The 13,845-nt window shown below is 73.3% G+C and carries 14 protein-coding genes; 12 read left to right on the top strand and 2 right to left on the bottom strand.

Annotated elements, in window-relative coordinates:
- Window positions 1-40 precede the first annotated feature (40 nt).
- The 8 genes from panD (at window position 41) to mshA (ending at window position 8,124) form a co-directional block, all read left to right on the top strand.
- Window positions 41-553: an aspartate 1-decarboxylase gene (gene panD / locus NFS20_RS02390; RefSeq protein ID WP_251150577.1), complete on the top strand. Its 513-nt coding sequence runs from the start codon at window positions 41-43 to the stop codon at window positions 551-553.
- The gene (locus NFS20_RS02395; protein WP_251150137.1) at window positions 550-2,229 is read left to right on the top strand and encodes an L-aspartate oxidase; all 1,680 of its coding nucleotides are present in this window, start codon (window positions 550-552) and stop codon (window positions 2,227-2,229) included. The genes panD and NFS20_RS02395 overlap by 4 nt, the downstream gene beginning before the upstream one ends.
- A gap of 204 nt (window positions 2,230-2,433) precedes the next feature.
- Window positions 2,434-3,351, top strand: coding sequence for a carboxylating nicotinate-nucleotide diphosphorylase (nadC, locus tag NFS20_RS02400; RefSeq protein WP_251150578.1), 918 nt, complete (start codon window positions 2,434-2,436; stop codon window positions 3,349-3,351).
- Window positions 3,352-3,393: 42 nt separating this feature from the next.
- Complete coding sequence (gene lysS / locus NFS20_RS02405) at window positions 3,394-4,917, top strand: lysine--tRNA ligase (RefSeq protein ID WP_251150138.1); 1,524 nt, start codon at window positions 3,394-3,396, stop codon at window positions 4,915-4,917.
- Window positions 4,918-4,936: 19 nt separating this feature from the next.
- Window positions 4,937-5,122 carry a hypothetical protein gene (locus tag NFS20_RS02410; RefSeq protein WP_251150139.1) on the top strand — a complete coding sequence of 62 codons (186 nt, stop codon included), beginning with the start codon at window positions 4,937-4,939 and terminating at the stop codon, window positions 5,120-5,122.
- Window positions 5,123-5,258: 136 nt separating this feature from the next.
- Window positions 5,259-5,591, top strand: coding sequence for a histone-like nucleoid-structuring protein Lsr2 (locus tag NFS20_RS02415; protein WP_251150140.1), 333 nt, complete (start codon window positions 5,259-5,261; stop codon window positions 5,589-5,591).
- Between the two features lie 102 nt (window positions 5,592-5,693).
- A complete protein-coding gene (locus tag NFS20_RS02420) occupies window positions 5,694-6,824 on the top strand; it encodes a lactonase family protein (protein WP_251150141.1) in 1,131 nt (376 codons plus the stop codon).
- Between the two features lie 46 nt (window positions 6,825-6,870).
- Entirely contained in the window at window positions 6,871-8,124 is a 1,254-nt protein-coding gene (gene mshA, locus NFS20_RS02425; protein WP_251150579.1) for a D-inositol-3-phosphate glycosyltransferase, read from the top strand.
- A gap of 41 nt (window positions 8,125-8,165) precedes the next feature.
- Here the strand turns inward: mshA and NFS20_RS02430 are convergent, their stop codons facing one another.
- Window positions 8,166-8,609 (bottom strand): nitroreductase family deazaflavin-dependent oxidoreductase, encoded by a 444-nt coding sequence (locus tag NFS20_RS02430; protein ID WP_251150142.1) that lies wholly within the window; start codon window positions 8,607-8,609, stop codon window positions 8,166-8,168.
- A gap of 156 nt (window positions 8,610-8,765) precedes the next feature.
- Here NFS20_RS02430 and NFS20_RS02435 point away from each other — a divergent pair, with 156 nt between their 5' ends.
- Window positions 8,766-9,503, top strand: a complete 738-nt coding sequence (locus NFS20_RS02435; RefSeq protein ID WP_251150143.1) for a phosphoglyceromutase — start codon at window positions 8,766-8,768, stop codon at window positions 9,501-9,503.
- Between the two features lie 92 nt (window positions 9,504-9,595).
- On the opposite strand, the gene phoU is transcribed toward NFS20_RS02435, so the two are convergent.
- Entirely contained in the window at window positions 9,596-10,279 is a 684-nt protein-coding gene (gene phoU / locus NFS20_RS02440; RefSeq protein WP_251150144.1) for a phosphate signaling complex protein PhoU, read from the bottom strand.
- A gap of 253 nt (window positions 10,280-10,532) precedes the next feature.
- Here phoU and NFS20_RS02445 point away from each other — a divergent pair, with 253 nt between their 5' ends.
- The 3 genes from NFS20_RS02445 (at window position 10,533) to NFS20_RS02455 (ending at window position 13,837) form a co-directional block, all read left to right on the top strand.
- Window positions 10,533-11,801: a sensor histidine kinase gene (locus tag NFS20_RS02445; protein WP_251150145.1), complete on the top strand. Its 1,269-nt coding sequence runs from the start codon at window positions 10,533-10,535 to the stop codon at window positions 11,799-11,801.
- Entirely contained in the window at window positions 11,798-12,505 is a 708-nt protein-coding gene (locus tag NFS20_RS02450) for a response regulator transcription factor (RefSeq protein WP_251150146.1), read from the top strand. Before NFS20_RS02445 ends, NFS20_RS02450 begins: the two co-directional genes overlap by 4 nt.
- A gap of 189 nt (window positions 12,506-12,694) precedes the next feature.
- Complete coding sequence (locus NFS20_RS02455) at window positions 12,695-13,837, top strand: phosphate ABC transporter substrate-binding protein PstS (protein ID WP_251150147.1); 1,143 nt, start codon at window positions 12,695-12,697, stop codon at window positions 13,835-13,837.
- Window positions 13,838-13,845 lie beyond the last annotated feature (8 nt).

A 13,845-nucleotide genomic window follows, 5' to 3' on the forward strand; every position in this document is an offset into this window, starting at 1 on the left:
GCGCCCCGCCGAGCGACGCCCGGCATCGCTGCAGCGACCCATGATGATCGGCAAGATCCACCGCGCGACGGTGACCCAGGCCGACCTGCACTACGTCGGGTCGATCACCGTCGACGCCGACCTGCTCGACGCGGCCGACCTGTACCCGGGCCAGCAGGTCGACGTCGTCGACGTGACGAACGGCGCGCGGCTGACCACGTACGTCATCCCGGGCGAGCGCGGCGCGGGCCAGATCTGCATCAACGGCGCCGCGGCGCACCTCGTGGACCCGGGCGACGTCGTCATCCTCATCGCGTACGGGACGCTGTCCGACGAGGACGCGCGCACCTACCTCCCGCACGTCGTGTTCGTCGACGAGCGCAACCGCATCGTCGAGCTCTCGGACGAGCCGGGGCTCGTCCCGGACGTCCCGGCGGCGCGGGGCCTGGAGCCGAGCGGGCTGGCCTTCGCGGCCGTCCGGGCGGGTCACGACACCGGTCACGACACCGCCCCGGGCGCGGTGCGCGACGGCGTGCCCACCGGCCTGCCCGACGGCGCGGCGCACCGCGGGTGAGCGCGCTCGCCCGCTCCCTCGCCGCCCCGGAGCCCGGCTGGACGACGACGGCCGACGCCATCGTCGTCGGCTCCGGCATCGCGGGACTCACCGCGGCGCTCGAGCTGCGCACGCGCGTGCCCCGGGTCCTGCTCGTCACGAAGGGCGAGCTGTCGTCGGGCTCGACGGTCTGGGCGCAGGGCGGCATCGCCGCGGCGCTCCACCCGGAGGACTCGCCGGAGGCGCACCTCGCGGACACGCTCGTCGCGGGCGGCGGGCTGTGCGACCCGGTCGCGGTCGAGGTGCTCGTCACGGAGGGTCCGGCCCGCGTGCGCGAGCTCGTGGCGCTCGGTGCGCGGTTCGACCGGGCCGCCAACGGCGACATCGCCCTCACGCGCGAGGGCGGGCACCACGCCGACCGGATCGCCCACGCGGGCGGCGACGCGACCGGTGCCGAGATCTCGCGCGCGCTCGTCGCGCAGCTCGACGCCGTGCGCTCGGACCCGGGCATCGAGGTCATCGAGAACGCGCTCGTGCTCGACGTCCTCACGACCGCGCCCGGCTCCGACGGCGACCCGGCCGGACGGCCCCGGGCGTGCGGCGTGACCCTCCACGTGAAGGGTGAGGGCACGCGGGACGGCGTCGGCGCGGCACTGGCCCGGGCCGTGGTGCTCGCGACAGGGGGAGTGGGCCAGGTCTTCCGGTCCTCGACGAACCCGCCCCAGGCGACGGGCGACGGGATCGCGGCGGCCCTGCGCGCGGGCGCCGCGCTCGGGGACCTCGAGTTCGTCCAGTTCCACCCGACCGTGCTGTGGCTCGGGCTGGGCGCCAAGGGCCAGCTCCCGCTCATCTCGGAGGCCGTGCGGGGCGAGGGGGCGATCCTCCTCGACACCGACGGGCACCGCTTCATGCCCGCGCAGCACGCCATGGCCGAGCTCGCGCCGCGCGACGTCGTCGCGCACGCGATCGTCCGACAGATGGCCGCTACCGGGTCCGACCACGTGCTGCTCGACGCACGGCACCTCGGCGCCGACTTCCTGCGCTCGCGCTTCCCGACGATCACCGGGCGGCTCCTCGACAACGGCATCGACTGGACCGAGGAGCCTGTGCCCGTGGCCCCCGCCCAGCACTACCACTCGGGCGGGGTGATCACGGACCTGCACGGGCGGTCGTCCCTGGACGGCCTGTACGCGATCGGCGAGGTCGCCTGCACCGGCGTCCACGGCGCCAACCGGCTCGCGTCCAACTCGCTGCTCGAAGGGCTCGTGTTCGCCCACCGCGCGGCGCGCGAGATCACGGGTCGCGTCGCCGCGGGCGACCTCGTCCTCGGGTCGCCGTCTCCGCGCCCCGGGCCGTCCGCGCTCGTCGCCGCGGCCGCCCGGTCGCGGATCCAGTCGGTCGCGTCCGCCGGGCCAGGCGTCATCCGCGACGCCGAGGGGCTCGCCGCTGCCGAGCGCCGCCTCGCCGCGATCCGCACGGACGCGCACGAGGCGAGCGACGTCGTCGCGCAGCCGCAGGCCGCCGAGTGGGAGACGACGAACATCCACCAGGTCGCGACGGCCCTCACCGCGGCGGCGACGCTGCGCACCGAGAGCCGCGGCGGCCACTTCCGGACCGACTTCCCGGCGCCCGACCCGGCGTGGGAGCGCCGCGTCGTCGTCTCGCTCGACGACGACGGCACGCTGCTCGTCCGCTGACCGGCTCCCTGCCGAGCACGTCCTGAGGGACGTTCTGCGCGCGATGACGACCGCGAGGTCGTTCTCGACCGCGGGCGAGGTCGTGCTCGGTCGTCGCGCGGGCAGCTACGCCGGGGGCCCGTGAGCACCCCCGCCGAGCCCGTTCCCGCCCGCCCGTCCGAGGGCGAACCGCAGCCCGGCGTCCCGTCGCGCGTCGAGCCGGGTCTGGACCCCACGTGGGTCGCCGAGATCGTGGCGCGCGCGCTCGACGAGGACCTCGGGGCGGCGCCCGGCCGCGACGTGACCACCCAGGCGACCGTCCCGCCGTCGGCCACGGGCACTGCGCACCTCGTCGCGCGCGCGGACGGCGTGGTCGCCGGTCTCGTCGTGGTCGAGGAGGTGACGCGCCAGGTGGCCGCGCGGCTCGGGCTGCCGCCCGTCGCCGTGACGTTCTCCGCCCGCGACGGCGACGCCGTCGGTCGTGGCCACGTGCTCGCCGCGCTGACCGGCCCGGTCCAGGTGCTGCTCGTCGCGGAACGCACGCTGCTCAACCTCGCGTCGCGCGCGTCGGGCGTCGCGACGGCGACGCGCGCGTGGGCGCGCGAGCTCGACGGCACGGGGGCGCAGGTCCTCGACACGCGCAAGACGACGCCGGGCCTGCGTGCGCTCGAGAAGTACGCCGTGCGCGCCGGCGGCGGGACCAACAAGCGCATGGGCCTGTACGACGTCGCAATGGTCAAGGACAACCACGTCGTCGCCGCAGGCTCCGTGAGCGCGGCGATCGGGTCGATCCGCAGGGCGTTCCCCGACGTGCTGGTCCAGGTGGAGGCCGACACGACCGCGCAGGCGCTCGAGGCGCTCGACGCGGGCGCCGACTTCCTCCTGCTCGACAACATGCCGACGTCCGTCCTCGCCGAGACCGTCGCGGCCGTCCGTGCGCGCGAGGGCCGGGACGGCGTGCCCGCGAAGGTCGAGCTCGAGGCGACGGGAAACCTCACGCTCGACCGCGCGCGCGAGGTGGCCGGCACGGGCGTCGACTACCTCTCGGTCGGCGCACTCACGCACTCCGCCCCGATCCTCGACCTCGCGCTCGACCTGCTGCCGTCCGTCGAGTCCGTCTCGTCCGTCCCGTCACGGTCGTGACCCGGACCCTGTCATCGAGGGGGCGTCGGTAGAATCGTCCGCGTGACTCCCCCCGCCGGAAACCCTGATCCCTCCACGCCCGACGAGGACGACGTCCCCGAGCAGATCCAGGTCCGCCGCGAGAAGCGCGAGCGCATCCTCGCGCGCGGCGACGAGCCGTACCCGGTGGGCGTGCCGCGCACGCACACGATCGCCGAGGTCCGCGCGGGCTGGGCGCACCTCGAGACGGGCGAGGAGACGCAGGACGAGGTCGGGGTCGCGGGCCGCGTCGTCTTCCTGCGCAACACCGGAAAGCTGTGCTTCGTCACGCTGCAGGACGGCGAGGGCAACCGCCTGCAGGTCATGCTCAGCCAGGCCGTGGTCGGCGAGGAGTCGCTCGCCACGTTCAAGGCCGACGTCGACCTCGGCGACCACCTGTTCGCGCACGGGCGCGTCATCAGCTCCCGGCGCGGTGAGCTGAGCGTCTTCGCCGATTCCTGGAAGGTCGCCGCGAAGGCGCTGCGCCCCCTTCCGGTGCTGCACAAGGACCTGTCGGAGGAATCACGCGTCCGACAGCGTTACGTGGATCTCATCGCACGTCCCGCGGCGCGGGACACGGTACGTCTGCGCGCCGCCGTCGTGCGCTCGATCCGCGAGAACTTCTGGGAGCGCGGGTTCGTCGAGGTCGAGACGCCCATGCTGCAGACGCGCCCGGAAGGTGCCGCGGCGCGCCAGTTCGAGACGCACATGAATGCGTTCGACATCGACCTTTTCCTGCGCATCGCGCCCGAGCTGTTCCTCAAGCGCGCAGCGGTCGGCGGAGTCGAGAAGGTCTTCGAGATCAACCGGAACTTCCGCAACGAGGGCGTGGACTCCACGCACTCCCCGGAATTCGCGATGCTCGAGGCGTACGAGGCCTACGGCGACTACGACACCATGGCGGCGCTCACGAAGAATCTCGTGCAGCGCGCGGCGCAGGACGCTCTCGGCACCACGCTCCTGACCCTGGCGGACGGTACCGAGTACGACGTCGGCGGCGAATGGACGCAGCTGAAGATGTACGACTCGTTGTCGGACGCGCTGGGGGAGCAGATCACCCCGGAGACGTCGGTCGAGCAGCTGTTGTCGTTCGCGACGAGGTTCGAGCTCTCGTTCGACCCGAAGAACGTCAACCACGGGAAGCTCGTCGAGGGCCTGTGGGAGCACCTCGTGGGCGACCACCTCGTCGCCCCGACGTTCGTCCGCGACTTCCCGGTCGAGACCTCGCCTCTCACACGGGACCACCGCACGGTGCGCGGTCAGGTCGAGAAGTGGGACCTGTACGTGCGCGGCGTCGAGCTCGCGACGGCCTACTCCGAGCTCGTCGACCCCGTGGTGCAGCGCCAGCGCTTCGAGGCGCAGGCCTTGCTCGCCGCGGCGGGCGACGACGAGGCGATGCGCATCGACGAGGACTTCCTCACCGCGATGGAGTACGCGATGCCACCCTCGGGCGGCATGGGCCTGGGCATCGACCGCCTGCTCATGGCGCTCACGGGACTGGGTATCCGCGAGACGATCCTCTTCCCGCTCGTCAAGCCGGCCCAGTGACGGGATTAGGATCGAGATCATGAACGACGTGCTGCCCGTGCTCGGCGCCCTCGTCCCCTCGGTCGGCGTGGGGCTGCTGTTCTGGTTCGCCATGCGGTACATCGTGCGCGCGGACCGCAACGAACGAGCGGCTCTCGCGCGGCTCGACGCCGAAGAGGAAATGCGTTCGCGGGTGGCCGTGGATTCCGGTCGCGACGCGGCATGACGTTCGGGCCATGCACGGATTCATCGCACCGGACGACGTTATCCCCTGGACGCGCGGCAAAGACAATTGACGTGCTTGTCGTGCTGGGGCATGCTGGACAGGTCATCTCCTTCCTGTGAAGCGTGAGGAATCAACAGTGGCCCAGAAAGTCCAGGTAATTCTCGTGGACGACATCGACGGAGGGGCGGCGGACGAGACGGTGACCTTCGCGCTCGACGGCGTCTCCTACGAGATCGATCTCAGCACGAAGAATGCGCAGCAGCTGCGCGACGCGTTCGCCTCGTGGGTCGGCAACGCCCGCAAGGTCTCGTCGCGCACCTCCGCACGCCCGGCGGCGCGCCGTGGCCGCAGCACGGGTTCCGCCCGCGCGACCGAGATCCGCGAGTGGGCCCGGGCGAACGGACACAAGGTCAACGACCGCGGCCGCATCTCCCAGGAGATCCAGGCCGCCTACGACGCGGCGCACTGACGCTCGACCCGCACGGGGCGCACCACCTCTCGGTCCTCGACCGGGCGGCGGGCGCCCCGTCGTCGTGTCGGGAGCGGACGGGAGAGAAACTACGCTCGGGCTATGACCTTCTCGACGCGCACCCTGTGGATCGGCACCTACCCGCACCCCGGGTCGGACGTGCCGGAGGGTGTCTGGCAGGTCGAGGTCGACGTCGAGCAGGGCGCGTTCGTCGGTGGACGTCTCGTCGCCACGACGCCGTCGCCGTCGTTCCTCGCGCTGACGGCCCCCGTCCCGCCCGGGGGCGGCACGGCCCGCACGCTCTACGCCGTCGGGGAGACCCCGGAGGGCACTCTCTCGGCGTTCGACGTCTCCGCGGACGGCACGCTCCGGCCGCTGGGCCCGGGGATCCCCACCGGCGGCGACTCGCCCTGCCACGTCCTCGCCCGGCCCGGCGAGGTGCTCGTCGCCAACTACGGCGACGGCGTCCTCACGGTCGCGGCCACCGAGAGCGACGGCGCTCTCACGGGCTCGACGCGTCGGTACGGTCACGCGGGGACCGGACCCGACGCGGAGCGTCAGGAGGGACCGCACGCGCACTTCGTCGCGGACGACGGCGAGGGGGGCGTGCTCGTGGTCGACCTCGGGACGGACGAGCTGCGTCGGCACGACCCCGCAGCCGCCGAGGGCGCGCCGCCCGCGGTCGTCGCGACGTTCCCGCCCGGGACCGGGCCCCGACACCTGGCGACCCTTCCGGGCGGTCATCTCGTCGTCGTGGGGGAGCTCGACCCGGCCCTCTTCATCCTCGCGCCCGCGGGCGACGGCCGCTACGACGTCGTCGCACGGTACCCGGTGACCTTCGCCACCGCGCCGGACGGCGGACGGAGCTTCCCGTCGCACGTCGAGGTCACGCCGGACGGCGCGCGCGTCGTGGTGGGCGTGCGGGGTGCCGACGTGCTCGCCGTGCACGCGGTCGAGCACGGGCCGGACGGCGCGCCCCCGCGACTGCGCCACCTGGCTGACAGCCCGGTCGGCGGGACGTGGCCGCGCCACCTCGCGGTCCTGCTGCCGGTGAGCGGCGAGGAACCGACCCACGACCTCGTCGTCGTCGCGAACCAGCAGGACGACCCGCTGGCGGCCGGCGACGGGCCGTCGTCGAACCTCGCGCTCCTGCGCGTGCGCCGCAGCGACGGGCTCGGCGAGGTGCTCGACGTCCTCGCGCTCCCCGCCCCCGCCTGCGTCGTGGAGGCGTGACGCGGTGACCACCGGCCGCCCCGACGGCGACGCCCTGCGCGTCGCGATGCTGTCCGTCCACACCTCGCCCCTGGACCAGCCGGGAACGGGCGACGCGGGCGGGATGAACGTCTACGTCACCGAGCTCGCGCGCGCGCTCGCGCGGCACGGTGCGCAGGTCGAGATCTTCACGCGCGCGACGTCGTCCGCCCAGCCGCCCGTCGTCGAGGTCGCGGAGGGCGTGACCGTGCGGCACGTCGCCGCCGGCCCGTTCGAGGGACTGGACAAGAACGACCTGCCCGGGCAGCTCTGCGCGTTCACCGCGGGGGTCCTGCGCGCGGAGGCGCGGCACCACGTCGGCTGGTACGACGTCGTGCACACCCACTACTGGCTGTCGGGCCAGGTCGGGTGGCTGGCCGCCGACCGCTGGGACGTGCCGCTCGTGCACACGATGCACACGCTCGCGCGCGTGAAGAACGCCGCGCTCGCGCCCGGGGACGCGCCCGAGCCGCTCGGGCGGATCATCGGGGAGGAGCAGGTCGTCGCGGAGGCCGACGCGCTCGTCGCGAGCACCGACGCCGAGGGCGACGACCTCGTGCGCGACTACGCGGCAGACCCGGCGCGCGTCCACGTCGTGCCCCCGGGCGTCGACCTCGACCTCTTCTCCCCGGGCGTGCGCGACGGCGCCGGGCCGGCGGAGCGCGCGGAGCGGCGCCGCGCGCTGCGCGACGAGCTCGGTCTGCCCACCGAGGGCCGGCTCGTGCTGTTCGCCGGCCGCGTCCAGCCGCTCAAGGCGCCCGACGTCCTCGTCCGTGCGCTCGGCGTGCTCGCCGACCACGACGAGCCCGTGCCGACGCTCGTCGTCCTGGGCGGACCGAGCGGGCGCCCGACGGCTGTCCGGGAGCTCGAGGCGCTCGCCTACCAGCTGGGCGTCAGCGACCAGGTCGTCGTGCGGCCGCCCGTGGCGCGCGCGCTGCTCGTCGACTACTACCGGGCCGCCGACCTCGTGGCGGTGCCCTCGCACAACGAGACGTTCGGGCTCGTCGCCGCCGAGGCGCAGGCGAGCGGGACGCCCGTGGTCGCGGCTGCCGTCGGCGGCCTGACGACCGTCGTGGTCGACGGCGAGTCCGGCGTCCTCGTCCCGGACCACAACCCGTGGACCTGGGCCCGTGCGCTCGCGGACCTGCTCGCGGACGACGACCGTCGCGCCGCGCTCGCCGTCGGTGCGCGGCGCGTCAGCGAGCGGTTCGGCTGGGACGCCGCTGCACGCCGCATGCTCGACGTCTACGCCCAGGCGACGAAGGTCCGCGCGGCGCGCTGACCCCGGCGCGCGGCGGTCGCTGCGGGCCGTGCCCGGCGGTGTCAGGCGTCGGTCGTGCGCTCCAGCACGAGGACCGGGATCTCCCGCGTCGTCTTCTCCTGGTAGTCCGCGTACGGCGGGTACGCGGCGACGGCGCGCTGCCACCACAGCGCCTTCTCCTCGCCGTGCACCTCGCGCGCGACGTAGTCGTGGCGCTCGGCGCCGTCCTGCAGCTCGACCTGCGGGTGCGCGAGGACGTTGTGGTACCAGACGGGGTGCTCGGGGGCGCCGCCGAGCGAGGCGATGACCGCGTACTCGCCGTCGTGCTCGACACGCATGAGCGGGGTCTTGCGGACCTTCCCGGAGCGTCGCCCGAGGGTCGTCAGCACGACGACGGGCAGACCGTTCAGCGTCGTGGCCTTCGTCCCCCCGGACGTCTCGTACGTCTCGGCCTGCTTGCGGGCCCAACCGCTGGTGCTGGGTGCGTAGTCTCCGTGGATCGGCATGCCCGTCCCAACGTGCGTGCCGGGGGCGACATTCCCCGCGGACGTCCTCGCCGTGCGAGGACGTCCGTCCTGCGGCGGGCGGCATCGGTCACCGGCCGGTCACCAGCCCGTGGACCGGACGTGCCCCGCCCCGGAGGCGTGCGGCAGGATGGAGCCATGACCTACACCCTCGTGCTGCTCCGCCACGGCGAGAGCGACTGGAACGCCAAGAACCTCTTCACCGGCTGGGTGGACGTGGCCCTCTCCGAGAAGGGGATCGAGGAGGCGAAGCGTGGCGGCGAGCTCCTCGCGGAGTCGCAGATCTCTCCCGACGTCGTGCACACCTCGCTCCTGCGCCGCGCCATCACGACGGCGAACCTCGCGCTGGACGCCGCCGACCGCCACTGGATCCCGGTCAAGCGGTCGTGGCGCCTCAACGAGCGCCACTACGGCGCGCTGCAGGGCAAGGACAAGAAGCAGACCCTCGAGGAGTACGGCGAGGAGCAGTTCATGCTCTGGCGCCGCTCGTACGACACGCCGCCGCCGGAGATCGAGCTCGGCTCGGAGTTCTCGCAGGACGCGGACCCCCGCTACGCCGACGCGCCGGTCGTGCGCACCGAGTGCCTCAAGGACGTGCTCGAGCGCGCCCTGCCGTACTGGGAGGGCGAGGTCGTCCCCGACCTGAAGGCCGGCAAGACTGTCCTCGTCGCCGCGCACGGCAACTCGCTGCGCGCGCTCGTCAAGCACCTCGACGGGATCTCCGACGAGGACATCGCCGGGCTCAACATCCCGACGGGCATCCCGCTGCTGTACGAGCTCGACGAGGACCTGAAGCCCGTCACGCGCGGTGGCCGCTACCTCGACCCCGAGGCCGCCGCGACGGCCGCCGCGGCCGTGGCGAACCAGGGCCGCTGAGCGTCATCAGGGCGTGACGGCACGAAGGAGGCGCGGATCGACGATCCGCGCCTCCTTCGTGCCGCCGTGCCCTCTCGGCACCGGGCGGGGGATCAGGCCGTCGCGCGCGCCTGGCCCGACGGGATGCCGCGGTCGTCGGCGAAGTCGCCCGTCACCAGGTAGGTGACGCGCTTCGCGATGGAGACGCCGTGGTCGCCGAACCGCTCGTAGTAGCGGCCGACGAGCGTCACGTCGACGGTCTCCTGCGTCGTGCCGTCCCAGGAGTGGTCCAGCAGGGCCGTGAACGTGTCCTGGTGAAGGCGGTCCAGCAGGTCGTCGTCGCGCTCGATGTTCGCGGCGACCGTGAGGTCCCGTGTGGTGAGGAGCGTCGTCGTGCGGCGAGCGACACGCACCGCGGCGTCGTTCATCTGCTCGAACGTCCTGTGCAGCGTCGGCGCGATGGCACGCGAGGGGTATCGGCCGCGGGCGACCTGCGCGACGTGACGGGCGAGGTCGCCCATGCGCTCGAGCGTCGCGCTCATGCGCAGCGCGCTGACCACCACGCGCAGGTCGGTGGCGACCGGCTGCTGCTTCGCGAGCAGGAGGACGCAGCGCTCGTCGAGCTCCCGCTCGATGGCGTCGATGGTGTGGTCGGCCGCGATGACCTGCTGCGCGAGCTGCAGGTCCGCCGTGAGCAGCGCCTGTCCGGCGCGGTTCATCGCCGCCTCGACCAGCCGGCTCATCTCGGCCAGGTCGTCACCGACCTGCTTCAGCTCGGCCTCGAAGATCTCCCGCATCGCTTCCCTCTCGTCGTGACCGGACGGCACCGGACAGCACCGGTCGGCGCGCCCGGGACGCGCCGGCGCAGTGCTCCTCGTGGTCCTCGCAGGTTCCTGGCAGCCGGATGCGTCGTCGGCTCCGGTCACCTTTCCATCCGAGATGGTCCGCGCGATGAACGCCAGGACGCCGCAAGGTGAACTCTTGCCGTCCCGGTCCGGGGAGGGCCGCCCGCAGTCCGGGACGCGTCGCGGCCGACCGTACGCTGGACGTGTGGAAGCCGAGAGCCTCATCGAGGGCGCGACCGTGCTGCTGGCCGGGATCGTCGGCGTCGTCGTCGGCGTCATCGCCGCGGTCGCGTTCCGCCTGAGCGAGCGCGAGCAGCGCAGGGGCGCACCCGAACCGGCGCGCGAGCTGGACGAGGGTCTCGTCCGCGTGCTCGCGGTGCTGCGGTCGGCGGCCGTCGTGCTCGACGGCGAGGGCGACGTCGTGCGCGCGAGCCCGCCCGCGTACGCGCTGGGGGTCGTCCGCGGCGACGCGATCGCGCACGCCGCGATCCGCGACCTCATCGACGACGTGCGGCGCGACGGCGTGATCCGCGACGAGGAGCTCGAGCTGCCGCGCGGGCCGGTCGGCCGCGGCACCGTGCTGCTCCAGGTGCGCGTCGCGCAGGTCGGGCCCGACCACGTGCTCGTGCTCGCCGAGGACCGGACCGAGGCGCGCCGCGTGGAGGCGATCCGGCGCGACTTCGTGGTGAACGTGTCCCACGAGCTCAAGACGCCGGTCGGCGCGCTGGCGCTCCTCGCGGAGACGGTGCAGGACGCCGCCGACGACCCGGTCGCGGTGCGACGTTTCGCGGCGCGCATGCAGTCGGAGGCGACCCGGCTGTCCGCGCTCGTGCAGGAGATCATCGAGCTCTCCCGGCTCCAGGTGGCCGGAGCGCTGCAGCAGGTCACGGTCGTCCCCGTACGGGGGGTGGTCGAGGAGGCCGTGGACCGCGCGCGCACGACCGCGCAGGGCAAGGGCATCACGCTGACGACCGGCGGCGACCTCGACGCCGCGGTGTACGGGGACCACAACCTGCTCGTCACCGCGGTGCGCAACCTGCTCGACAACGCGGTCGCGTACTCGGGGGAGAACACGCGCGTCGGGGTCGGGGTCGCGCGGGCCGGCGACCTGGTCGAGATCGTCGTCGTCGACCAGGGCATCGGTATCGCGGCCGACGAGCAGGCCCGTGTGTTCGAGCGGTTCTACCGGGTCGACCCCGCGCGCTCGCGCGACACGGGCGGCACGGGGCTCGGCCTGAGCATCGTCAAGCACGTGGCCGCCGACCACGGCGGCGAGGTGACCATGTGGTCGGAGCCCGGCCGGGGCTCGACCTTCACGATCCGCATCCCCGCCGCGGTGCAGCTCCCCGCCGGCGCGGCCCACGACGGGCTCTCCGGGATCCCCCGGGGCGTCGGCGCTAGGAACGGTGCCGACGCCGGTGACACGAACGACACGACGAACGACGACGTACGGAACAAGGAGGTAGGCGCGTGACGCGCATCCTGGTGGTGGAGGACGAGGAGTCGTACCGCGACCCGCTGGCGTACCAGCTGCGGCGCGAGGGCTTCGACGTGGTCGAGGCGGCCACGGGCACCGAGGCGTTGGAGCAGTACGACGCGGGCGGGGCCGACATCGTGCTCCTCGACCTCATGCTCCCGGGCCTGAGCGGTACGGAGGTCTGCCGAGAGCTGCGCCAGCGCGGTGACGTCCCCGTCATCATGCTGACCGCGAAGGACTCCGAGATCGACAAGGTCGTCGGGCTCGAGCTCGGGGCGGACGACTACGTGACGAAGCCGTACTCGTTCCGCGAGCTGCTCGCCCGCGTCCGCGCGGTGCTGCGCCGCAAGGGCGGGGAGAACGGGCACGAGGTGGTCGACGACGGGACGCTCGAGGTCGGTCCGGTGCGCATGGACGTCGAGCGGCACACGGTGACCGTCGCGGGCGAGGTCGTGCCCTTCCCGCTCAAGGAGTTCGAGCTGCTCGAGCTCCTGCTGCGCAACGCGGGACGTGTCCTCACGCGCGGCCAGCTCATCGACCGTGTCTGGGGCACGGACTACGTGGGCGACACGAAGACGCTCGACGTCCACGTGAAGCGGATCCGCTCGAAGATCGAGCCGGAGCCGGCGTCGCCCAGGTTCCTCCTCACGGTCCGCGGCCTCGGGTACAAGATCGCCGACGGTGTGACCGTCCAGCCCTAGCAGCACGTCCCGGGACGGCCGAGAAAGGGGCGTCCCGGGACGATGCGCACCCTGCCCGGAAACGTCTGTGCACTGTTCACCTCGCGTTCATCGGGACTCGGTGAACGCGTCACCCGCTCCTCCTACCGTCCTGAGCGTCACCGGTACTCGCCGGTGCCTCGCACAGCTTCGAACAGGATGGATCGACTCGTGAAGCTCAGCCGAATCTCCCGCGCGGGTACCGCGGTCATGGTGGGCGCTCTCGCCCTCACGCTGGCTGCCTGCAGCTCCGACGGCTCGGACGGCTCCGACACCGAGCCGGGCGGCACCGAGAGCTCTGCCGGGGGCGACCTCGAGAGCCTCAGCGGCACGCTCGCCGGTGCGGGCGCCTCCTCCCAGGAGAACGCCGTCGCGGGCTGGATCGCCGGCTTCGGCGACATGGCTCCCGGCGTGACCGTCACCTACGACGCCGTCGGCTCCGGCGGCGGCCGCGAGCAGTTCATCGCCGGCGCGACGCAGTTCGCCGGCTCGGACGCAGCGCTCGACGAGGAGGAGCTGGCCGCGGCGCAGGAGCGCTGCTACGGCGGCGACGTCCTCGAGCTCCCGCTCTACATCAGCCCCATCGCGGTCGTCTACAACCTGCCGGACGTCGACGCCGACAACGTCAACATGTCCGCCGAGACGCTCGCCAAGGTCTTCAACGGCGACATCACCTCGTGGGACGACCCGGCGATCGCCGCCGAGAACGAGGGCGTCGAGCTGCCCGCGATCGACATCATCCCGGTGCACCGCTCCGACGAGTCGGGCACGACGGAGAACTTCACCGAGTACCTCGCGGCGGCGTCGAACGGCGCCTGGCCGCACGAGGCCAGCGGTGACTGGCCGGTCGAGGGCGGCCAGTCCGGCGCCCAGACGCAGGGTCTCATCGACACCGTGACCGGCGCCGAGGGCGCGATCGGCTACGCGGACGCGTCGCGTGCCGGCGACCTCGGCACCGTCGCGGTCAAGGTCGGCGAGGAGTACGTCCCGTATTCGCCCGAGGCCGCTGCCGCCGTCGTCGACGCCTCGCCGCGCGCCGAGGGCGCGTCGGAGACGCAGCTCGTCGTCGAGATCGACCGCGCCACGACGGAGGCCGGCGCGTACCCGCTCGTGCTGATCTCGTACTCGATCGCGTGCGGCACCTACGAGGAGCAGGCCGACGTCGACAACGTCAAGGGCTACCTCGGCTACGTCGCCAGCGAGGAGGGCCAGGCCCGCGCGGCGGAGCCCGACGTCGCCGGCGCGGCCCCGATCTCGGACGACCTGCGTGCCGAGGTCGAGGCAGCGCTCGACAGCATCACGGTCCAGGGCTGACCACCCCC

The organism is Cellulosimicrobium sp. Marseille-Q4280 (assembly GCF_943181405.1).
GTDB lineage: Bacteria > Actinomycetota > Actinomycetes > Actinomycetales > Cellulomonadaceae > Cellulosimicrobium.

Excerpts from the sequence above, each read along its gene's own strand:
- panD (WP_251150577.1), top strand. The coding sequence starts at position 41 with ATGATGATCGGCAAGATCCACCGCGCGACGGTGACCCAGGCCGACCTG.
- NFS20_RS02410 (WP_251150139.1), top strand. The coding sequence starts at position 4,937 with ATGAACGACGTGCTGCCCGTGCTCGGCGCCCTCGTCCCCTCGGTCGGC.
- NFS20_RS02420 (WP_251150141.1), top strand. The coding sequence starts at position 5,694 with ATGACCTTCTCGACGCGCACCCTGTGGATCGGCACCTACCCGCACCCC.
- mshA (WP_251150579.1), top strand. The coding sequence starts at position 6,871 with ATGCTGTCCGTCCACACCTCGCCCCTGGACCAGCCGGGAACGGGCGAC.
- NFS20_RS02430 (WP_251150142.1), bottom strand. The coding sequence starts at position 8,609 with ATGCCGATCCACGGAGACTACGCACCCAGCACCAGCGGTTGGGCCCGC.
- NFS20_RS02435 (WP_251150143.1), top strand. The coding sequence starts at position 8,766 with ATGACCTACACCCTCGTGCTGCTCCGCCACGGCGAGAGCGACTGGAAC.
- phoU (WP_251150144.1), bottom strand. The coding sequence starts at position 10,279 with ATGCGGGAGATCTTCGAGGCCGAGCTGAAGCAGGTCGGTGACGACCTG.